Annotated in this window: 25 protein-coding genes and 1 pseudogene; 20 read left to right on the top strand and 6 right to left on the bottom strand. The window is 38.9% G+C overall.

Annotated features, from left to right (window positions below):
• The 4 genes and pseudogenes from AN490_RS21245 to AN490_RS21230 form a co-directional block, all read left to right on the top strand.
• Positions 1 to 235: pseudogene (locus AN490_RS21245) on the top strand (hypothetical protein); the annotation flags it as partial.
• Positions 207 to 866 (top strand): L-threonylcarbamoyladenylate synthase, encoded by a 660-nt coding sequence (locus AN490_RS21240; RefSeq protein ID WP_041458287.1) that lies wholly within the window; start codon positions 207 to 209, stop codon positions 864 to 866. The pseudogene AN490_RS21245 and the gene AN490_RS21240, both read left to right, overlap by 29 nt.
• Positions 867 to 987: 121 nt before the next feature.
• A complete protein-coding gene (locus AN490_RS21235; RefSeq protein WP_158310511.1) occupies positions 988 to 1,131 on the top strand; it encodes a hypothetical protein in 144 nt (47 codons plus the stop codon).
• A 150-nt stretch (positions 1,132 to 1,281) separates the two neighbouring features.
• Positions 1,282 to 2,502, top strand: coding sequence for a HetZ-related protein (locus tag AN490_RS21230; protein ID WP_168695745.1), 1,221 nt, complete (start codon positions 1,282 to 1,284; stop codon positions 2,500 to 2,502).
• A 170-nt stretch (positions 2,503 to 2,672) separates the two neighbouring features.
• Here AN490_RS21230 and AN490_RS21225 read toward each other — a convergent pair whose 3' ends face one another.
• The gene (locus tag AN490_RS21225; RefSeq protein WP_300006796.1) at positions 2,673 to 3,509 is read right to left on the bottom strand and encodes a DNA adenine methylase; all 837 of its coding nucleotides are present in this window, start codon (positions 3,507 to 3,509) and stop codon (positions 2,673 to 2,675) included.
• Between the two features lie 65 nt (positions 3,510 to 3,574).
• Between AN490_RS21225 and AN490_RS21220 the strand changes: the two genes are divergently transcribed.
• The 3 genes from AN490_RS21220 (at position 3,575) to AN490_RS21210 (ending at position 5,048) form a co-directional block, all read left to right on the top strand.
• A complete protein-coding gene (locus tag AN490_RS21220; RefSeq protein ID WP_015079326.1) occupies positions 3,575 to 3,781 on the top strand; it encodes a DUF751 family protein in 207 nt (68 codons plus the stop codon).
• Between the two features lie 125 nt (positions 3,782 to 3,906).
• The gene (gene rbfA, locus AN490_RS21215) at positions 3,907 to 4,305 is read left to right on the top strand and encodes a 30S ribosome-binding factor RbfA (protein WP_015079327.1); all 399 of its coding nucleotides are present in this window, start codon (positions 3,907 to 3,909) and stop codon (positions 4,303 to 4,305) included.
• A 500-nt stretch (positions 4,306 to 4,805) separates the two neighbouring features.
• A complete protein-coding gene (locus tag AN490_RS21210; protein ID WP_015079328.1) occupies positions 4,806 to 5,048 on the top strand; it encodes a DUF4327 family protein in 243 nt (80 codons plus the stop codon).
• Positions 5,049 to 5,367: 319 nt separating this feature from the next.
• Here AN490_RS21210 and AN490_RS21205 read toward each other — a convergent pair whose 3' ends face one another.
• Entirely contained in the window at positions 5,368 to 5,529 is a 162-nt protein-coding gene (locus AN490_RS21205) for a hypothetical protein (protein ID WP_015079329.1), read from the bottom strand.
• Between the two features lie 7 nt (positions 5,530 to 5,536).
• A complete protein-coding gene (petN, locus tag AN490_RS21200) occupies positions 5,537 to 5,623 on the bottom strand; it encodes a cytochrome b6-f complex subunit PetN (RefSeq protein WP_013189847.1) in 87 nt (28 codons plus the stop codon).
• A 101-nt stretch (positions 5,624 to 5,724) separates the two neighbouring features.
• Here petN and AN490_RS21195 point away from each other — a divergent pair, with 101 nt between their 5' ends.
• Together AN490_RS21195 and AN490_RS21190 are read left to right on the top strand one after the other, a co-directional pair.
• Positions 5,725 to 6,165 carry a hypothetical protein gene (locus AN490_RS21195; protein ID WP_300006791.1) on the top strand — a complete coding sequence of 147 codons (441 nt, stop codon included), beginning with the start codon at positions 5,725 to 5,727 and terminating at the stop codon, positions 6,163 to 6,165.
• Between the two features lie 79 nt (positions 6,166 to 6,244).
• The gene (locus AN490_RS21190) at positions 6,245 to 6,799 is read left to right on the top strand and encodes a 3'-5' exonuclease (RefSeq protein ID WP_300006789.1); all 555 of its coding nucleotides are present in this window, start codon (positions 6,245 to 6,247) and stop codon (positions 6,797 to 6,799) included.
• Between the two features lie 101 nt (positions 6,800 to 6,900).
• Here AN490_RS21190 and AN490_RS21185 read toward each other — a convergent pair whose 3' ends face one another.
• Complete coding sequence (locus tag AN490_RS21185; RefSeq protein ID WP_300006787.1) at positions 6,901 to 7,326, bottom strand: DUF4363 domain-containing protein; 426 nt, start codon at positions 7,324 to 7,326, stop codon at positions 6,901 to 6,903.
• A gap of 113 nt (positions 7,327 to 7,439) precedes the next feature.
• Here AN490_RS21185 and AN490_RS21180 point away from each other — a divergent pair, with 113 nt between their 5' ends.
• From AN490_RS21180 to AN490_RS21170, 3 genes are all read left to right on the top strand, one after another.
• On the top strand, positions 7,440 to 7,562 hold the full coding sequence (locus AN490_RS21180) for a hypothetical protein (protein ID WP_300006785.1): 123 nt from the start codon (positions 7,440 to 7,442) through the stop codon (positions 7,560 to 7,562).
• A 129-nt stretch (positions 7,563 to 7,691) separates the two neighbouring features.
• The gene (locus tag AN490_RS21175; protein ID WP_300006783.1) at positions 7,692 to 10,292 is read left to right on the top strand and encodes a cation-translocating P-type ATPase; all 2,601 of its coding nucleotides are present in this window, start codon (positions 7,692 to 7,694) and stop codon (positions 10,290 to 10,292) included.
• A gap of 125 nt (positions 10,293 to 10,417) precedes the next feature.
• On the top strand, positions 10,418 to 10,702 hold the full coding sequence (locus tag AN490_RS21170; RefSeq protein ID WP_015079334.1) for a hypothetical protein: 285 nt from the start codon (positions 10,418 to 10,420) through the stop codon (positions 10,700 to 10,702).
• A gap of 30 nt (positions 10,703 to 10,732) precedes the next feature.
• Here AN490_RS21170 and AN490_RS21165 read toward each other — a convergent pair whose 3' ends face one another.
• Complete coding sequence (locus AN490_RS21165) at positions 10,733 to 11,968, bottom strand: glycosyltransferase family 2 protein (protein WP_300006780.1); 1,236 nt, start codon at positions 11,966 to 11,968, stop codon at positions 10,733 to 10,735.
• A 180-nt stretch (positions 11,969 to 12,148) separates the two neighbouring features.
• Between AN490_RS21165 and cofH the strand changes: the two genes are divergently transcribed.
• The 3 genes from cofH to AN490_RS21150 all read left to right on the top strand — a co-directional run bounded on the left by cofH (position 12,149) and on the right by AN490_RS21150 (position 14,645).
• Positions 12,149 to 13,291: a 7,8-didemethyl-8-hydroxy-5-deazariboflavin synthase subunit CofH gene (gene cofH, locus AN490_RS21160; protein WP_300006778.1), complete on the top strand. Its 1,143-nt coding sequence runs from the start codon at positions 12,149 to 12,151 to the stop codon at positions 13,289 to 13,291.
• A 127-nt stretch (positions 13,292 to 13,418) separates the two neighbouring features.
• Positions 13,419 to 13,826, top strand: coding sequence for a photosystem II protein Psb27 (gene psb27 / locus AN490_RS21155; protein ID WP_015079341.1), 408 nt, complete (start codon positions 13,419 to 13,421; stop codon positions 13,824 to 13,826).
• A gap of 168 nt (positions 13,827 to 13,994) precedes the next feature.
• Complete coding sequence (locus tag AN490_RS21150) at positions 13,995 to 14,645, top strand: DUF3386 domain-containing protein (RefSeq protein ID WP_300006776.1); 651 nt, start codon at positions 13,995 to 13,997, stop codon at positions 14,643 to 14,645.
• Here the strand turns inward: AN490_RS21150 and AN490_RS21145 are convergent.
• Positions 14,605 to 14,865, bottom strand: coding sequence for a hypothetical protein (locus AN490_RS21145; protein WP_300006774.1), 261 nt, complete (start codon positions 14,863 to 14,865; stop codon positions 14,605 to 14,607). The two genes, AN490_RS21150 and AN490_RS21145, sit on opposite strands and share 41 nt — an antisense overlap.
• 85 nt (positions 14,866 to 14,950) lie before the next feature.
• Here AN490_RS21145 and AN490_RS21140 point away from each other — a divergent pair, with 85 nt between their 5' ends.
• From AN490_RS21140 to folE, 5 genes are all read left to right on the top strand, one after another.
• Positions 14,951 to 15,181, top strand: a complete 231-nt coding sequence (locus AN490_RS21140) for a NifU family protein (protein WP_015079343.1) — start codon at positions 14,951 to 14,953, stop codon at positions 15,179 to 15,181.
• A 183-nt stretch (positions 15,182 to 15,364) separates the two neighbouring features.
• Positions 15,365 to 17,599, top strand: a complete 2,235-nt coding sequence (locus tag AN490_RS21135; RefSeq protein WP_300006771.1) for a glycoside hydrolase — start codon at positions 15,365 to 15,367, stop codon at positions 17,597 to 17,599.
• A gap of 226 nt (positions 17,600 to 17,825) precedes the next feature.
• Positions 17,826 to 18,836: a porphobilinogen synthase gene (hemB, locus tag AN490_RS21130; RefSeq protein ID WP_300006768.1), complete on the top strand. Its 1,011-nt coding sequence runs from the start codon at positions 17,826 to 17,828 to the stop codon at positions 18,834 to 18,836.
• Between the two features lie 151 nt (positions 18,837 to 18,987).
• Positions 18,988 to 20,016: a GTP-binding protein gene (locus AN490_RS21125; protein ID WP_300006766.1), complete on the top strand. Its 1,029-nt coding sequence runs from the start codon at positions 18,988 to 18,990 to the stop codon at positions 20,014 to 20,016.
• An 87-nt stretch (positions 20,017 to 20,103) separates the two neighbouring features.
• Entirely contained in the window at positions 20,104 to 20,754 is a 651-nt protein-coding gene (gene folE / locus AN490_RS21120; protein WP_148761862.1) for a GTP cyclohydrolase I FolE, read from the top strand.
• Positions 20,755 to 20,775: the final 21 nt, after the last annotated feature.

The raw sequence follows: 20,775 nt of genomic DNA, 5'->3' as shown, positions 1-20,775 counted from the left end.
AGTAGGGGCGAAGCATTTGGAAGATAAATTATCGGTCATTGCCAAAAATAGTTCTCCAAATGCTTCGCCCGTACAGTTGTCAGTTGTCAGTGGTAAAACTATCACCAATTACCAATTACCAATTACCAATTACCAATTACCAATTACCCATTACCCATTACCCATTACCCATTACCCATTACCAATAATCATTACCAATAATCATTATGGCCAAAATATTCACCATTCATCCTGATAATCCTCAAAGCCGCCGAATAGAGGAAATAAAGTTAGCGCTATTAGGTGGCGCTATCATGCTCTACCCTACAGACACAGTTTACGCAATTGGTTGTGATTTGAATTCCAAGTCAGCGGTGGAAAGAGTGCGGCAAATCAAACAGTTAGCAAATGATAAACCACTGACATTTTTATGTCCCTCACTCTCCAATGTGGCGACTTATGCCTCCGTAAGTGATACAGCCTACCGGATTATGAAGCGGTTAATACCAGGACCCTACACATTTTTGCTCCCTGCTACCAAACTCGTACCACGACTAGTACAAAGTCCCAAACGCAAAACCACAGGAATTCGAGTGCCAAATCATCAGGTTTGTTTGGCATTAATGGAAGCATTAGGAAACCCGATTATTTCTACTTCGGCTCATATTAGAGCAAATGACGAAGACCAGGAAATAGTTGAGAACGGAAAACAACCAATTTTGACAAGGGTAGATTTATATGACCATTTGGATAAATTGGTAGATATCATTATTGACACTGCCGAAGAACCTACATATCAAGTGTCTACCATTTTAGATTTGACCGATGAAGAACCAGTTATTATTCGGAGAGGTTTAGGTTGGGAAGCTGTAGCTACTTGGGTTTAAGAATAAAGCTTTACAAGTGCAACCCCTTGTTTTGGACTCCGTTGCGCTAATTATATGATCACCTTACGCCAATTTTGAAATTGTCATCCTTCCAGGTGCTGTCATCCTTAGTCATGTAATCATGGCTACGCCATACAGGCTATCAGCCAATCTTACTATGACTAGGCTTTTGGCAATTTGGCAATTTGCCCTCACAGTGAATATCTTATATGCCATCTTTGATTTAGTTGCTAAAAACAAACCGACACAATTAACAAGCCCTTAACTTTGGAAATTTCCTACAGTATTTACATATCAGCAGTCTAGTTGGTGAATTTTGAGGAATAAATCTCCAAAGATTTTCCCTCCTGAGACTGGCATTAAATACCGTATCTGCATTTGAGTTAAGGTGCAATACCAATTTTATAGAAAAGTCATGAAAGCTAACATCGCCAATCTGCCTAATTCTACATCTGCTTTTGATAGCTATATTTCTCTTGAAGAATTGTCTATTCCCACCAGTGATACATTGGTGCAACTTTTATCCCATGAGATGCAATCTCAAGTTAAAGCTGCTACTTCTGGTGTGCAAGATGTCGTTGGACGCATAGCCAAAGAAGTAGAACGGATATGTGATAAAAGCTCTCGCATTCAAAACTCAGGACAAATTCAGTCTTGGCAAATTACTTTAGGAAGACATCGTTTACAAAAGTGTTTACGTTACTATCAACTTGGTTCTAAACAAGGACGGGTAGAATTACACAGCAGTTTGGGTGCAATTGTTTATCGTCACGTTACTGTTGCTGGCTCAGATTTAGGGTTTGAGGCTCGTTACAATCTGATTGAAGATTTTTTACAAGCTTTTTATATCGAAGCTATTAAAGCTTTTCGTCGAGAAACTGAATTACCTGAAAATTACACCCCTCGGACTCAGTTACAAGTAGCTGAATATATGGCGTTTACAGAACAATATGCCAAACGTCGGATTAATTTACCTGGTGGTGCTAATCAGCAATTAATTGTTTTACGCGCTCAAGGTTTTGCCCGTCGTCAACCCCAAGAAACTACTGTAGATATTGAAATGGCTGTGGATTCTGCGAAAACGGAAGAAGCAGAATCTTATCAACGCAATGTGGCAGTGCAGCAAATTCGCTCACAAATGATTGCTAAACCTGGTTTTGACCCTTCTGAAGAGTCGGAACGCAATCGAGTGATTACCGAATTAATGAAATATCTGGAGTCTCAAGGACAATCTGATTGTATGAATTACTTGACTCTCAAACTCCAGGATCTTTCTGCACCGGAAATTGATCAAATTCTGGGTTTAACTAGTCGTCAACGCGATTATTTGCAGCAAAGATTTAAATATCACGTTGAGAAGTTTGCCAAACAGCACCAATGGCAATTAGTTCATCAATGGTTAGGTGCTGGTTTAGAACATAAGTTAGGTTTATCTTCCCAGCAATGGGATATTTTTTGGCATCAACTTACACCACAGCAACAGCAAATTTTTGAGTTAAAAACTGCCTGTCAAAGTGATCTACTTATTTCTAAAGCTGTTCAATGTACTCCTAAACAACTCCAAAAACGCTGGACACAAATGTTGGAATTAGCATGGTCTATTCGTAACGGTCATGCTGAAGCTAAAAATAATTAAAGTCAATTCCGTAGGTTGGGTTGACGCAAGGAAACCCAACATTTTCATGGAAATGTTAGATTTTACAATGTTGGGTTTCACTGTTTTAACAATGTTGGGTTTTACCGTTTTTAACAATGTTGGGTTTCACCGTTTTTAACAATGTTGGGTTTCACTTCGTTCTACCCAACCTACAATTTTTTATAAGAAGTTACTAATACTTCAGTGATTTTCCCTCGCTTTTGAGCATTAGAATTAATTGACCTCGCTGCTGATATGGTGTGAATATTAAAATCACTATAAAGGTCACGAATAAACGGACAATCAGAATTAGATAGCATAACTTTTACACCTTTATCAGCTAATTTAATAAAAATATCTCTGAGTTTGATTTGTTGATTCTCGTCAAAACAAAAATTACTATAAGCTGTAAAATTGCTAGTTTTATTTAGAGGATAATAGGGAGGATCAAAATAAACAAATTCATTACTACCAGTTGCATAATTTAGCACTTCCTCAAAATTAGCTTGTTTGATTTCTACTTTTTTTAGGGATTCAGACGCTAATTTTAAAATTTCTTCTTGACAAATACCAGGATTTTTATATTTACCTACAGGGACATTAAATTTTCCCTGAGAATTAACCCGATAAAGTCCATTAAAACAAGTTTTATTGAGATAAATAAACCGAGCCGCTTTTTCTAAATCTGTCCCAGTATAAGAATTTCTCACATCATAATAATAATCTGAATTATGTCTTTGCTTATGTGCTTGCAGCGAAGTTATTAAGTCCTCAAGATCATCTCTAACGCACCGATAAGTAAGAATCAAATCTGCATTAATATCAGTTAAAACTGCTTTGGATGGTTGCAAATAGAAAAAAACTGCTCCCCCACCTAAAAATGGTTCATAATAAGTCTGATAATGCTGAGGAAAATAGTCTTTATATTGCGAAATTAATCTAGTCTTACCCCCAGCCCACTTTAAAAATGGCCGTGGGTAAGTTTGTTTAGGGATTTGACTTACCATCTACTTACGATTAAACTAAAAACTAACTAATCAATAAAGTTTATAATAAGGCAGTCTAAATTCAAATGTTTGATGGATTTTGGGATAACGTCTTTCGCTACCCTCGGTACTTGATTAGTATCGTCTTGGGTATTTTTCTAAACACCCTTGAGCCGCTGTTTCCATTCTTGAAACGTCCTGTGACGCTGATTGCTATTTTAGGCTTTTTTGCCGGTGGTCTTTTTTTCGTAACGCTTACCGTGCGGGCTATGCTGGGATTGAATCCAATCTAAACTAGAACTAAAAAAGGGTTGAGCTTATTGGACTGTTGCTGTTGATTTTATCACCTCAAGCACCGTCCACTCTAATTTGCATTTAGAATCATGTTATTAAATCTCTGTGAGAAGGCGGAATATATATGGCTACAAATCGCCGCGTTTCCCGCGTTGCTGAATTAATTAAACGGGAAGTTAGCCAAATGCTATTCAACGGTATTAAAGATGACCGTGTGGGTATGGGAATGGTCAGTGTTACTGATGTGGATGTTTCTGGGGATCTACAACACGCTACCATCTTTGTAAGCATCTATGGAACGGAGGAAGCGAAGACGGAAACAATGGCTGGTTTAAAGTCAGCTACGGGTTACGTTCGCAGTGAGCTTGGCTCTAGGGTCAGATTAAGACGGACTCCAGAAGTAATTTTTGTGGAAGATCGTTCTATAGAACGAGGTACTAAAGTGCTGAGTTTGTTAAACCAACTGGAGGAAAAACGAACATTGTCAAGTATGGATGAGGGAGCAGAAGAGATTACCGAATGATTGATCTAAAGTTTCCCAAAATATCCATAAATCTGGAACTTGTTGCTTGTTAAAGCCATCTAGATGGGGATAATGGGCAATGCCTTGATTCCCTATTTTTAGAGAATTATGGGTATTGCAAATTCTGTGTCTTAGGGTAGAGGTCAGAATCCATAGGTGTATATATACTAATAAAGTTAACGTCACAGCAAATCTAGGATGATTCTAATAATTTCTATACAAATTAATGTTAAAAATAGAAATATCTAGGTTTGATTGGTCAACTTAACTACTGTTATCTTATGGATAGGAAGTTCAAATAACATAAATGTCATGTTTTCTTGACAAACTTAACATTTCTTTAGATAATTTGGAGGTGTATAGCGTCAAAATGAGAATAGTTCCGTATAGCAAACTACAAAACCCTGAACACAGGTTTAATTATTGTCGTCTTTGTTCCTCGTGCATAACAGGAACGCTGTCTAAATGTATTTTTGATGTAATTTTGTGAGAAAAAAACCATGAGTGTGAATACGGTGCCTTCTATCAATTACAATTACTACTCTCTGAATGTGATTCAGGACGAAGCACGTCGACTGGTGGAAAGGGGAATGGTTGGCCGTCAGCAACCAATTTATACACTTTGCCAGTTTATTCCAGCTAGAGAGTGGGTTTGTGTAGAATGTGAATTAGAGAAATGTGATTTTTTACTCCGCGATCGCATTGGTGATTTAATCGGACGCGAAGAATGGGATAACGACTAATAATTTTGTTTTTTTAATAAACTACTGTTATTTTTAATTGTACTTGTTTGTAGTTTTTGGCTATAGACAGGTATATTTTTTTCTATTTTACTTAATTAATTTTATTTCGCGCAGAGGCGCTAAGGAGCAAAGGCGCAAAGAGGAAGAGAGAGAATTATTATTAGTCGGTTTTAACCGACTTTGGCTATTAGACAGGGAATTTATTCCCTGGATATCTGCTTTAACAATAAATATAGATTATGTAGGGATACGAATAGCTGTTATCCCTACATAAACACTTTTTAACGCAAAATACAGCTATACGTAAGCTGTAAGAGAATCATTTTCGCTTGCTAGTGCTACGTCGGGCTTCGCGGGTTTCGTCTTCGAGACGACGGCGATCGCGCCAATCTGCTAATGTTAGATAAACAACACCACCAGTGACTCCTACTAGCAGCACTACACCAAATACGGCTAAAATACCCAAAAATGGACTTTCCACGATGCCTCTATAGTCCGTTGCGTCCCCAAACTACCATAGAAATAGACCAAGTAAACACAACTAACAGCGATACCCAACCCAGTGTCAAAATCATAGTTCTACTTTTCAAATAATTACAAAACGGCTCTAATATTCATCATACTGGGAAAACGCAGTGGATTTATTAACTATATTGGTAGGAGAGTTAGAAAAATTATGGAATTAATGGCAGAACGGTTAGAATCTCTCAAAGCGGGAGCAATTGGTAGCGTATCTTTAGGTTTAGCTTTCCTTAGCACTAGCTTTATTAATGTTTTATGGCTGGATAAGTATTTTCCTTTGGTTAGTTATGATAAAATTGATATAGTAAATTTACAGATGTTATTAAATGGTGTTATCGCCGGGTTTTCTGGGTTTCTATTTGGTGTCACCTATCGCTATATTATCCGCGTAGATACCAATTCTCATCTCAAAACTGGTGGAGTTTGGGCTTTTGGTTTGGTGCGAGGTTTAACTCAAATAGAAGTTGGTTGGCATATAAATAATCCGGTTTTGCCTTTTTTAATCTTAGCAGGAGAAAGTATATTGTGGTTTGCCTTTGCTGCTTTTGCTTTAGATATTGCTATTTTACGAAAATGGCTCAAACCTTTTTCATGAATTGTCAGAATCAGGATATCCAGGATGAAAGGATGAACAGGATGAAAGTAAGTATTTTATCACCTATTATCAATTATCTATGAATCACTACTTTTTGATCATTGATCTTGAAGCTACTTGTTGTCATCAAAAGAGTATTCCCCGTCATATAATGGAAATTATTGAAATTGGTGCGGTAATGCTAAATCGTCAAACTTGGGAAATTGATGATGAGTTTCAACAATTTATTAAACCTGTGAGAAATCCCCAACTTACAGCTTTTTGCACAGAATTGACTAGCATTTCTCAGCAACAAGTTGACGCAGCACAAAGTTTCCCAGAAGTGATGTCAAAATTAACTGATTGGATGAATTTATTTCCTAATAATATATTTTGTTCTTGGGGTAATTACGATAAATCGCAATTTTTACAAGATTGTAAATTTCATCATATTCCTTATCCTTTTGGTGCAGAACACAGAAATATTAAAACGGAATTTTCTGAATATTTAGGTGTATCTGATAAGTTTGGTATGGCACAAGCTTTGGAACATTTAGGAATGGAATTACAAGGTACACATCATCGAGGTATTGATGATGCTCGGAATATAGCAGCGATTTATCGTTATATGCAAACTACTCAAAAAAGTGACTAATACAAGACATTTAAGCAATAATGGTAGGCATTACCCACCCTACAGAAAACAGATTTTATTTAAATGTTGTCCCATTCAAAATTATTGCATTTGAGATCTTATTAAGACTTGGAAATAGCATTAATAGTTTTTTCTAATGACTGTAATGATGCTAATAACTTGTCTTTTTGAGGTTTAGCAGCTTTGAGTTCTCCTGAAATTTCATCCATACTTTTTTCTACAGCTTCATAATTATTACGAGATTTAGCTTTGATTCCGTCTTCTACTTCTTTCCAAGCATCTTCAAATTTGTCAAATTCTTTTTTGGCTTGAACAAAATTGCCAGCTTTAACTGCGGTTTTTGTTTTGGAGACTACAGCGAGTAAACCTGTATTACCCGCTGTGGATTTTTGTCCTGGGACTTTTTCTGTAGAATTGGAAGTTGTAGCTGGGGTAGTTTCAGTGGCAGCTTGTTCGGGTTTGTTACAACCTACTAAAGTCAGTAAGCTGATACTTGCAATAATTAACATCGGTTTGAAACTTTTCATACTGTCAACTCCTAATGGATATTTTTATTTGTACCGCTCTAATATTTCCCATGATAAAACAGCAAAGGTAAAAAACTCGGAAAGGACAACGTGGCAATTTGCTAGGAAATACTTTGCAATATCCATCTAATGATGGTCTGGTCAGGATAAAAATCGTTAAATGGGATGATTTTGTAGTTATGGAAGTGGCGGATACTGGTATTGGTGTCGCCTCTAATAGTGCAGCATGGTCATAAGCCTATGAGTGGGAACGCTCTGCTCAGAATAACAGTTTTAAGAGATTTTTAAGATAAATTTTGGGGATTTATTGGCGATCGCTATATGTACTCTGCACGCTACGTGGACGTGAAAACAAAACTTTTATCATGACTCATAAAATTGCACTCCAATCTATTACAGGGTTATCTGCATTAACCGCAGGTGATCGCCTCAAACAAGAAGGATATAATGAGTTACCATCTAGCAAACATCGTCAAATCTGGGAAATTGCCTTAGAAATCTTCAAAGAGCCAATTTTTCTCCTGTTATTAGGTTGTGGTATCATTTACTTGTTTTTGGGTGATGCTCAGGAAGCGTTGATTTTGTTAGGTTTCATCTTTTTTATTGTCGGCATCAACTTATACCAAGAACAAAAAACAGAAAAATCCCTGGAAGCATTACGGGATCTTTCTAGTCCCCGTGCATTGGTGATTCGTGATGGTGAACGTCAACGGATTGCAGGACGGGAAGTAGTTGGAGAAGATGTGATTGTTTTGTCAGAGGGTGATAGAGTTCCTGCGGATGCTGTGGTGATGTGGTCTACCCATTTGAGCGTGGATGAATCTCTATTAACCGGTGAATCTTTACCTGTTCGCAAGCAATCAGTAGAAGATAGCACCGATTTAGAAAATACCATGAGAACAGCCACCCAGCACCGTCCTGGTGGTGAAGATTTACCTTTTGTTTATTCGGGAACGTTGATAGTTCAAGGTCAGGGAATTGCCCAAGTCTATGCCACAGGTATGCAGACAGAAATGGGTAAAATTGGGAAAGCCTTGCAAACTGTGGAACAGGAGGACACGGTTCTGCAACGGGAAACTCGAAAAATTGTCAGTAAATTGACCTTTGTAGCGATCGCTATTTGCGTAGCTGTCATCGTTATTTACGGTGCAACTAGGAACGATTGGCTACAAGGAATTTTAGCAGGTTTGGCACTGGCAATGGCGATTTTGCCCAATGAAATTCCTGTGGTCTTGGCAATTTTCCTGGCTTTAGGTGCTTGGAGATTTTCCCAGGCTAGGGTTTTAACTCGGCGTGTTCCCGTAGTAGAAACACTGGGTTCTGCGACTATTCTTTGTGTAGATAAAACCGGAACGCTGACTTTTAATCGGATGTCAGTGCAGCAATTATTTGTGTATGAACCTAAAACACTAAGTACCCAATTTTACGATGTTGCTCTCCATGAAAGAGAAGCCCTGCCAGAAACTTTTCATGAATTAATCGAATTTGGGATTTTAGCTAGTCGCAAAGACCCTTTCGACCCCATGGAAAAAGCCTTGAAACAGGTTGGTGATGACTATTTAGCCAGAACCGAACATTTACATCAAGATTGGGAAATACTGCGGGAATATCCCCTCACCGGTCAATTATTAGCCATGTCCTGTGTGTGGCAATCTCCAGAAGATAAGTTAGTAGTTGCTACCAAAGGAGCGCCAGAAGCGATCGCTGATCTTTGTCATTTTAACACCCAACAAAGGCAAAATTTAGAACAACAAATTAATAAAATGGCTGCTGCTGGTTTGCGTGTTTTAGGTGTAGCCAAAGTCATTGGCCAACATCAAAAAAATAAAACCCTCAAATCTCTTCCTAAAGCCCAACATGACTTTGAATTTGCCTTTTTAGGACTGCTAGGCATGGCTGACCCCGTGCGCCCAACTGTTGCCCCAGCTATTGCCGAATGTTACACTGCTGGTATTCGGGTAGTAATGATTACAGGTGATTATCCCGCCACAGCCCAAAATATTGCCCGCCAAATCGGTCTAAAACCTGCCACAGAAGTAATTACCGGGGCAGAACTGGAAACAATGCCAGAAGGTGAATTACTGTCTCGCATTCAAACCGTGAATATCTTCGCGCGGGTTGTTCCCGAACAAAAATTACTGATTGTGAACGCCCTCAAACGCTGCGGTGAAATCGTTGCTATGACTGGAGATGGTGTCAATGATGCCCCAGCTTTGAAAGCCGCAGATATCGGTATTGCTATGGGGGAAAGGGGTACAGATGTTGCCCGTGAAGCTGCGGATTTAGTTTTGTTAGATGATGATTTTTCTGCCATTGTCCAATCTGTGAGGCTGGGACGACGAGTATTTGATAACCTCAAAAAAGGGATGGCTTATACTTTGGCCGTTCACATTCCGATTGCGGGAATGTCCTTGATTCCGGTAATATTTCACTGGCCGCTGGTGCTACTGCCGATTCACATTGCTTTTTTACATTTAATTATTGACCCGGCTTGTACTGTAGTATTTGAGGCTGAACCAGAAGAAAGCAATATCATGAACCGTCCACCCCGCAATCCTAGAGAGTCATTATTCAGCCGTCGGACTTTGAAATTAGCACTGCTGCAAGGGGTAGGTGTGTTGGTGGTGCTGGTGGTTGTATTTGGTGTGGCTTTTTACTCTGGACATGGAGAATTTGATGCTCGCGCTTTGGCTTTTACTACTTTAATTGTCTCGAATTTGAGTATGATTTTGAGTAATCGTTCTTGGTCGCGGACTATTCCTGAAATGTTACGCACTCCTAATGCAGCACTTTGGTGGGTATTAGGTGGTGGTGTGGTGTTTATGGGACTGGTGCTTTATGTTCCTGTGTTACGCCATTTATTCCGGTTCTCTTTTCTGCATTTTGATGATTTGTTAGTTAGTCTCACTTCTGGGGTTTTTAGTATTTTGTGGTTTGAAGGATTGAAGGTTTGGCGACGCAGATAATTAAGATGTTTCGCGCAAAGAGGCAAAGGAGCAAAGGCGCAAAGGTAATACTAATCTCTTAATTCATCTGCGTTTATCTGCGTTCATCTGCGTTTAATAATTTTATTCTATTTCGGAGGATTACGGTGAAAAAAGCATTTCGTAAATATCATCGGATTATTGGCATTATTGTTTGTGTCCCGCTTTTATTAACTGTGTTGACGGGAATGTTAGCTACTGTTGTTAAGGAATGGCCGATTAATATTGGACTTTCTTCTCGATTAATGTTGGAAATTCATACTGGGGAAATTTTTCATTTACAGGCAATTTATCCGATTTTGAATGGTTTTGGATTAATCGGTTTGTTGGTGACGGGTATGAGTATGTCGGGTTTGTTTAATCAAAGGACTAATACAATTAAACGCAGATAAACGCGGACAAACGCAGATGACTTAATGGATTTATTTGACTTCTGTGACTCGCCAGCTTAGTTTTAGGTTAACCCAAAAGTTCCAAATTGTGGCAACTGCGATCGCTATTAATTTAGCTATATACTGATTCATACCTAAGTTATTAAATAGGAAATTGACTACTAATGTTTGGATGATTATCCCCGCTAAACAGACCATGTTGAATTTCCAGAATCTTTTGAAACGCTGGCGTTTTCCTGTCTGTTTTCGGGAAATATCCCCAAATGTCCACAAATCATTCCAAAGAAAATTATTGAGAATTGCTACTTCGGCTGAAAAAATTGTACTGCGAGTTAAACCCATGTTAATCACGGTACGCATGATATGAAATATGGTTAAATCTACAAATACGCCACTAAATCCTACTGCACCAAATCTGAGAAATCGTCCCATAGGGAAGTTAACTTTTTGACGAATTTTTCCTATTCTTCCAGTAGATAACCGTAAGCGAATTAGGTGTTGAATATAGTCTACATATTGTTTCCACGTCACTTTGCTTTCTCCTTCTGTGCGTTCGCGGAACACATAACCAGCTTCGGCAATTTCTCCTACCTGTCCCCGACCAATGACTTCTAAAAGAATTTTGTACCCTATGGGGTTAAGTGTGGTATTAGCGATCGCACTTCGTCGTACCATAAAATAACCACTCATTGGGTCAGAAACTCTACCCACAACTTCTGGTAAAATCACTAATCCTAATACCTGCGCCCCACGCGATAAAAAGCGTCTAATCACACTCCAACTACTGACACCACCACCGTCTACATGACGACTAGCTAAGGCTAAATCAGCCCCCGCTTCTATTTTCTGTAATAGTTGTGTTAATACTTCTGGAGGATGCTGCAAATCGCCATCAATCACGCCCAATACACGCCCTGTAGCCGCTTGCCAGCCACGAATTACGGCTGAAGATAGTCCCCGTTCTTCTTGACGACGCATGACCCGTAATTGCGGATAATCTGATATGAGAGATTGTGCTATTTCCCAAGTTCGGTCAGGGCTATCATCATCTACTATAATGAGTTCATAATTACCAGGAATAGCTTTATCCAATAACCCACTTAATATATTGACTACATTTTCGATATTGTCACGTTCTTTATAAGTAGGAATTACTAAAGATAGGAGAATGGGATTATTTTGGACTATTTCTTTGGGTGTAAATTCAGAAATCCTCAATGCACCAATAGGAACTGCTAACAAAGAATTGGATGAGTTTATATTCATAAAATCAACAATAAATTTTAAATTGCTAAATAGCCTATATAAAGGTTACCTCTCCACAGAGTACAATACTCTTGGTATGATACAAACAATTGCTGAGTTTTGATCAAAAAAATAATATTTAAAAGTTCCAAATTTCAATTTATTGTGAAACTTAAATAAGTTGTTTATATTTAATCACCTGTGACTACTATAACTGTTGGTTCTATTCTTCAATCTGCTTTGACAGAGTATAATATATCCTCTAATGAGGGAGTATTTTTACTAAAACAAACTGACCCACAAGCGATAGCTCAAATTCAGGCTACAGCAAATCAACTCCGGCAGAAACAAGTTGGCAATACTGTTACTTACATAATTAATCGCAATATTAATTTTACTAACATTTGTGAGCAACATTGCAGTTTTTGTGCTTTCCGCCGGGATGACGGTGATCCAGATGCTTACTGGTTAAATTCGGCGCAGATTTTGGAAAAAGCTACAGATGCAGTGCGTCGAGGAGCAACGGAAATATGTATGCAAGGGGGATTACACCCACAAGCGCAAATTAATGGTAAGTCTTTACCCTATTATCTCAAACTGGTAAAAACCATTAAGGACGAATTTCCTCACTTACATTTACACGCTTTTTCGCCCCAAGAAGTCCAATTTATTGCCAGATTAGATGTAATTTCTTATACAGATGTGATTACAGCTTTGCGAGATGCTGGTGTCGGTTCTATGCCCGGAACAGCCGCAGAAGTGTTAGATGATGACGTGAGACGGGTATTGTGTCCAGAAAAGATTAATACAGAGACTTGGTTAGAAATTGTCAGTACAGCCCATCAATTAGGTGTACCTACTACCAGCACAATGTTATCTGGACATATTGAAACCCCAGAACAGCAAATTGGCCATTTAGAAAAATTGCGATCGCTCCAACAAAAGGCAATAGAAACAGGATATCCTGCAAGAATTACCGAATTTATTGTTTTACCATTTGTGGGACAAGAAGCCCCCAAATCCCTCCGCAAAAAGGTAGGAAGAGATCAACCTGTTCTCGCTGATTCCCTATTGCTAACTGCTGTAGCCAGAATTTATCTGGGAAATTATATCCCCAATCATCAACCAAGCTGGGTAAAATTAGGGCTAGATGGTGCTACAGAAGCCTTAAATTGGGGTTGTAATGATATCGGTGGCACGTTAATGGAAGAACACATTACCACCATGGCCGGGGCTGTGGGTGGGACTTGTATGGAAGTGGAAACTTTACAAAGGGCGATCGCATCTTTAGAAAGACCTTACCAACAACGGGATACTTTGTATCGGGTAATGGGTAATGGGTAATGGGTAATTGGGGACTGGGTAATTGGGGACTGGGTAAGAGTTTTCTTGAAGTTTTAAGTTTTAACTCCTATCCCCCATATACCAATCCAAGATAGGATGGATTTTGATTTACTTGTTTTTTTACTTAATGCTTATGAAAAGCTATTGGTCGCGTCTGCTTTCTCTAGTTTTAGTGTTAGTTGTCGGTTTGGTTGGCTGTGGTGGTGGTAGTCCAGATAGTTTAACTGGGGATTATCGTCAAGATACCTTAGCTGTAGTCAATACTTTGAAACAAGCCCTAGAATTACCACAAGATTCTCCCGATAAAGCCGCCCTTCAAGCAGAAGCCCGTCTAAAAATCAATGACTTTTCGGCTCGCTACCAGCGGAATACTTCTGTTGCAACTCTTGGCTCTTTTACAACTATGCGAACAGCCCTAAATTCCCTTGCAGGACACTACAGTTCTTATCCTAATCGTCCCGTTCCTGAAAAGCTGAAAAAACGTCTAGATGCAGAATTTAAACAAGTAGAAGCATCGTTACGACGTGGTGCTTAATCTATTCTTCAAGGATTGTTTTTTGATAACTACAATTAAATACAAACTTCCTTGAAAGCAGGAATTAACAAAGTCGGAATGCGAATCAGGGGATCTCACAAACCCAAAGATCCCCAACTTTAGTTATCTTGAATTAAACTGTTAGAAAAGCGCAGTCAAAGTGGTGATATGGCAATTCAGTCAACAGCAGAAATTTTATTTCAAACTGCTTATGAAAGTCGTTACACTTGGGATGAAGACTTTCCTGGTTATGCTGCCGATGTGCAACTGTTACAGGAAGATGAAGTTTATACTGGTAAAATTCAGATTAATCGTAACTTGAATGTAGAAATTACAGGAGTTGCAGATAAACAAATAGAAGCCGGAATTGATATTCAGTTACAGGAAATCATTACCCGCTGTCAAAGAAGCGATTTTCAAAGTTTTTACCGTCAACATGAGTTTAGTTTGGGTGAAATAGCCGAAAAAGATGCAGTTACGGTTTTTGTAAAAAGTGAAAATACTGATTCTCACTATCAAATCCGTAACCAAAAAATATATCAGGAAGTTCGGGTAATGAGTCGGATGACTTTGGAGATTAATTCTGGGGAATTCCTAGATACAGACTCCGGTTATATCCCTTCTGCTTATGATGTGGTTTTTCGTAACTCGCATACAGGTGATATTAATAGCATTCTCAAATTTACAGATACATATCAAAAATTTGGTAATCATTACATTTTAACGAAGCAGGTGGTGGCAGAATATGAAGATGGAAAAATTACAACTCCTCAATCAATTACTGAGTTTGTTTATTCCAGTATTCAGCTACTGGAATAGGCAAGAGGCAAGGAGCAAGAGGCAAGAGGCAAGAGGCAAGAGGCAGGGAGCAGGGAGCAGGGGGCAGGGGAGAAAAATATTCTTTTGCAACTGACAACTGACAACTGTACGGGCGAAGCATTTGGAGAACTATTGACAACTGTACGGGCGAAGCATTTGGAGAACTATTTTTGGCAATGACCGATAATTTATCTTCCAAATGCTTCGCCCCTACTAACAACTGACCAATTATCCATTTCCAGCCTAAACTAGATAATTAGCAACTTGGATAATTACCAATTTATTTACTAAGCAGGTCTAAAAGAATGGAACTAACGCTAGAAAATGTAGAAACCGTATTAGACGAGATGCGCCCTTATCTCATTTCTGATGGTGGTAACGTGGAAATTGTAGAATTGGATGGACCAATTGTTAAGCTCCGATTACAGGGTGCTTGTGGTTCTTGTCCTAGTTCTACTATGACTCTGAGAATGGGAATTGAACGCCGTCTCAAAGAAATGATTCCCGAAATTTCTGAGATAGAACAAATCATCTAAATCACTGGTAATGGGGACTGGGGATTGGGGACTGGGTAATTGGGACTGGGGACTGAGCAATAGGAAAGATAAATATTCTCCCTACCTCCCCTACCTCCCCTACCTCCCCTACCTCCCCTACCTCCCCTACCTTCCTATACCTTCCCTACCTCTTCCCTGTTCCCTATTCTTTAAAAAAACTCTATGTCTCATCCTTTGCACGTTGCGTTTATCTGGCATCAACATCAACCGTTGTACAAGTCTCCTGAAAATGGTAGTTCTTTGGTGACTAGTCAGCAATATCGCTTGCCTTGGGTACGGTTACATGGAACTAAGGATTATTTGGATTTAGTATTATTGTTAGAGAAGTATCCTAAGTTGCACCAAACTGTGAATTTAGTGCCTTCATTAATCTTGCAAATAGAAGATTATGTTGCAGGTACGGCTTTTGACCCTTATTTAACTGCTAGTTTAACGCCGGTAGAAAAGTTGACTCGTGAACAAAAGGAGTTTATTGTTCAACATTTCTTTGATGCTAACCATCATACTTTGATTGATCCTCATCCTCGTTATGCCGAATTATATTATCAAAGACAGGAGCAGGGACAAAGTTGGTGTTTAGCAAATTGGCAGTGGTCAGATTATGGTGATTTATTAGCTTGGCATAATTTAGCTTGGATTGATCCTTTATTCTGGAATGATCCAGAAATTGCTGCATGGTTAGCACAAGGACGTAATTTTAGTTTAGGCGATCGCCAGCGCATTTATTCCAAACAACGGCAAATTCTCAGCCAGATTATTCCCCAACATCGGAAAATGCAGGACAGTGGACAATTAGAAGTTACCACGACTCCCTACACTCACCCAATTCTACCTTTATTAGCTGATACTAACGCCGGACGGGTAGCTGTGCCACAAATGACATTACCCAAACAGCGGTTTCAGTGGGTGGAAGATATTCCTCGACATTTACAAAAATCCTGGGATTTATATATAGATAGGTTTGGACAAGATCCTAGAGGTTTATGGCCTTCCGAACAGTCCGTTAGTCCGGAAATTTTACCGTATATTATTAAACAAGGCTTTAAATGGATTTGTTCAGATGAAGCCGTTTTAGGTTGGTCATTAAAACACTTTTTTCATCGTGACGCTGCGGGAAATGTCCAAGAACCAGAATTGCTTTATCGTCCCTATCGTCTGCAAACTCCAGCAGGTGAAGTGGCGATTGTTTTCCGTGATCATAGACTATCAGATTTAATTGGCTTTACCTACGGGTCTATGCCAGCAAAAAAAGCCGCAGCAGATTTAGTGGGACATTTGCAAGCTATCGCTAAACAACAAAAAGAAAGTAATGACGATCAACCTTGGTTAGTTACAATTGCCCTAGATGGGGAAAATTGTTGGGAATTTTATCCCCAAGATGGGAAAGAATTCCTAGAAACATTATACGAAAGTTTGAGTAATCAATCCAATATCAAACTTGTCACTGTTTCCGAATTCATTGAAAAACACCCACCCACCGCAACTATTCCCGCTGCACAACTCCATAGCGGTTCTTGGGTAGATGGCAATTTTACCACATGGATCGGCGATCCAGTTAAAAACCGCGCCTGGGACTATCTCACTGCAGCCAGACAAGTCTTAGCAAATCATCCCGAAGCCACAGAAGAAAACAATCCCGCAGCTTGGGAAGCATTATACGCTGCTGAAGGTTCAGACTGGTTTTGGTGGTTTGGAGAAGGACATTCTTCCAATCAAGATGCCATTTTTGACCAATTATTTCGGGAACATCTCTATGGCATTTACAAAGCCTTAAATGAACCCATACCCCCATATCTGCACACTCCGCTGGAAATCCATGAAGCCCGTGCAGACCATAAACCACAAGGCTTTATTCATCCGATCATAGATGGTAAAGGTGATGAACAGGATTGGGATAAAGCCGGACGCATTGAAGTTGGTGGTGCAAGGGGAACAATGCACAATAGCAGCACTATTCAACGTTTATGGTATGGGGTAGACCATTTGAATTTTTATGTGCGAGTAGATTTTAAAACTGGCGCTGTTCCCGGTCAGGATTTACCACCAGATTTACACCTACTTTGGTATTATCCAGATAGAACAATGGTGAATAGTTCCATACCTCTAGCAGAAGTACCGGACAGCGCACCTTTAAATTATCTATTTCACCATCATTTAGAAGTGAATTTACTCAGTCAATCTGTGCAGTTTCGAGCAGCAGGAGACGATCATTTATGGTACCCTCGTGCTACTCGCGCCCAAGTTGCGTTAGGTTCTTGTTTAGAAATAGCAGTACCCTGGGCTGATTTGCAAGTCCCTCCAGATTATCCTCTGCGGTTGATTTTGGTGTCTTCTGATGATGGTTGTTTTTCTGGTTATGTGCCGGAAAATGGTTTGATTCCGATTGATGTTCCTTAGTGGAGATGATTCCCGGTTTTTTTGATCGGGAGTCTAAATTTTTTATCTCACGCAAAGGCGCAAAGGCGCAAAGGAAGAGTTATATTTTGTATTTTTGGTGAAAGTTGGACTAGAATCTTTGTTCGGCCGTCTTCATGCGGATTTTTTCTTGGCCATTTTCGGGCAGTTTTTGGGTTTTGTACAAGATGATTTATAATAATGATTATCATTTTTGGTGAGTTATATTATGTCGTCTGAAAACTCGTCTACGGATAACCTCTTGCATCTTTCTCAGCGTCCCCGTCGTCTCCGTCGGACTGAAACTTTACGGAAAATGGTACGGGAAACTACTTTAAGTGTGGATGATCTGATTTATCCCATGTTTGTTATGGAGGGGGAAGAAGAAAAAGTAGAAATTGCTTCTATGCCACGATGTTATCGCTATTCTCTAGATTTACTCCTGGAAGAAATTGCGGAAGTGTCACGGTTGGGTATTAATGCTGTTGCGCTTTTCCCGGTTATCCCAGAAGATCAAAAGGACGACACAGGTACAGAAAGCTACAACCCAGAGGGATTAATCCAGGAAACTGTTAAAGCTATTAAAAAAGCAGTCCCGGAAATCTTGATTATTACTGATGTAGCCCTTGACCCTTTTACTACTCATGGTCATGATGGTTTGGTTGATGAAAATGGCAAAATTCTCAATGATCCAACTTTAGAAGTGTTAGTAAAAATGGCACTTTCCCAAGCAGAAGCGGGAACTGATTTTGTTGCCCCTTCTGATATGATGGATGGTAGAATTGGGGCAATTCGCACGGCTTTAGATGCTGAAGGTTATATCAATGTAGGGATTTTGGCATACTCCGCAAAATATGCCTCCGCCTATTATGGACCATTCCGGGATGCTTTGGATTCTGCTCCCAAATTTGGCGATAAAAAAACCTATCAAATGGACGCAGCTAACGCGAAAGAAGCTTTAAAGGAAATTGAATTGGATATTGCTGAAGGTGCAGACATCATTATGGTTAAACCAGCTTTGGCATATTTAGATATAATTTGTCAAGTAAAAGCAGCAACAAATTTACCAGTCGCAGCTTATAACGTTAGTGGTGAATACGCAATGATTAAAGCGGCTGCTCAATATGGTTGGATTGATGAAAAAAAGGTGATTTTAGAGACTTTAACCAGTATGAAACGGGCTGGTGCTGATTTGATTTTAACTTACTTTGCCAAGGAAGTGGCTTTGATGTTGATGTAGTTGAGTCAGTTGTCAGAAAAAATTGAGCTTTTTAATCCAATTTGTACCATTAAGACTTTTTTGCGCTATCATGATAACGATTATCATTATTTTAGTGTAGCCAGTTTTGTAACATCCTTTGATTCGTTAAGTAAGATCATTAGATTTCGATATGAATACCATCACCTTAAACACAACAAACACAATTCCTGAAATTCCCAAACAAGGAATGCCAATTACTATTATTACGGGATTTCTCGGAAGTGGTAAAACTACGCTTTTAAATCAAATCCTACAAAATAAACAAGATTTAAAAGTCGCTGTTCTCGTCAATGAGTTTGGTGATATTAACATTGATAGTCAATTACTAATTTCTGTAGACCAAGATATGGTAGAACTTAGTAATGGCTGTATATGTTGTACAATTAATGATGGTTTAGTTGATGCTGTTTATCGAGTTTTAGAACGAGAAGAACGCATTGATTATCTAGTAATTGAAACCACTGGTGTTGCTGACCCTTTACCAATTATCCTAACTTTTTTTAGCACAGAATTGAGAGATTTAACTAACATAGATTCGATTCTCACAGTGGTAGATGCTGAAGCATTTGATGAAGAACACTTCCAGAGTGAAGCAGCTTTAAAACAGATTACTTATGGGGATATTATTCTCCTCAATAAAACAGACCTTGTTACCCCAGAGAAAATTCAAGAAGTAGAAAATTTCATCCATGATATCAAGCATGGAGCGAAGATTTTACATACTCAATATGGTGAAGTTGCTTTACCTTTAATTTTAGATGTGGGTTTAACACCAAAAGATAAGTACATTGCTATTGATGATGAAGATCAGCATAAACATGAACATCATCATCATCATGAACATGAGCATCATCATCATCACTCTGATCATTTAGACAATGATGGGTTTGTTTCCATTTCTTTCCAAAGTGATAAACCATTTGATGTGCATAAATTTGAGAATTTCCTAACCGAAGAAATGCCAGAAAATGTATTTCGAGCTAAGGGTATTTTATGGTTTAGTGATAGTGAGTTACGTCATATCTTTCAACTGAGCGGACCTCGTTACACTTTGCACGCTGATGAATGGTATACTTCACCGAAAAATCAGGTAGTTTTTGTTGGCAGAAAACTGGATACTAATGAGATTTACACAAAACTTAACAAATGTTTGTTATAGTTTAATAGTAGTAACTAATGAGCAAATTTAGTTAATAGATATTCGACTATTAACATCCACCATAACTCATCCCACTAAACTTAGAAAATGACTTTATCTATTCGTCCAGAACTAACTTCTGCTGCTGATATAATTTCATCTTTATCTAATCAGCAACAGCCAACTGTAACAGAGGCAGACATGATGCAAGCTGTACGCACTCTACTGATTGGATTAGGAGAAAATCCAGATCGTGAGGGATTAAAAGATACTCCCAAAAGAGTTGTTAAAGCGTTAAAATTTCTTACAAGTGGATATGATCAATCTATAGATGAACTGCTAAATGGAGCAGTATTTACAGAAGATGCAAATGAAATGGTTTTAGTCCGGGATATTGATCTTTTCAGTTCCTGTGAACACCACATATTACCAATCATTGGCCGCGCTCATATTGCTTATATTCCTAATGGTAAAGTCATAGGATTATCAAAAATTGCCCGCATTTGTGAAATGTATGCTCGACGTTTACAAGTGCAAGAACGGCTAACTTTACAAATTGCTGACGCACTGCAAGGTTTACTCAAACCTCAAGGGGTTGCAGTGGTAATTGAAGCAACTCATATGTGTATGGTGATGAGAGGAGTGCAAAAACCAGGTTCTTGGACTGTTACCAGTGCTATGCGTGGTGTGTTTTCTGAAGACGCACGCACTCGTGAAGAATTTATGAATTTAATTCGTCACAGTGCTAATTTTAAATAGGCTTTGTGTGATGTAGGGATA

Source organism: Anabaena sp. AL09, from assembly GCF_001672255.1.
GTDB classification, from domain to species: domain Bacteria; phylum Cyanobacteriota; class Cyanobacteriia; order Cyanobacteriales; family Nostocaceae; genus Dolichospermum; species Dolichospermum lemmermannii.
The sequence above is the reverse complement of the archived record's forward strand: the minus strand, read 5'-3'. Positions and strand labels throughout refer to the sequence as shown.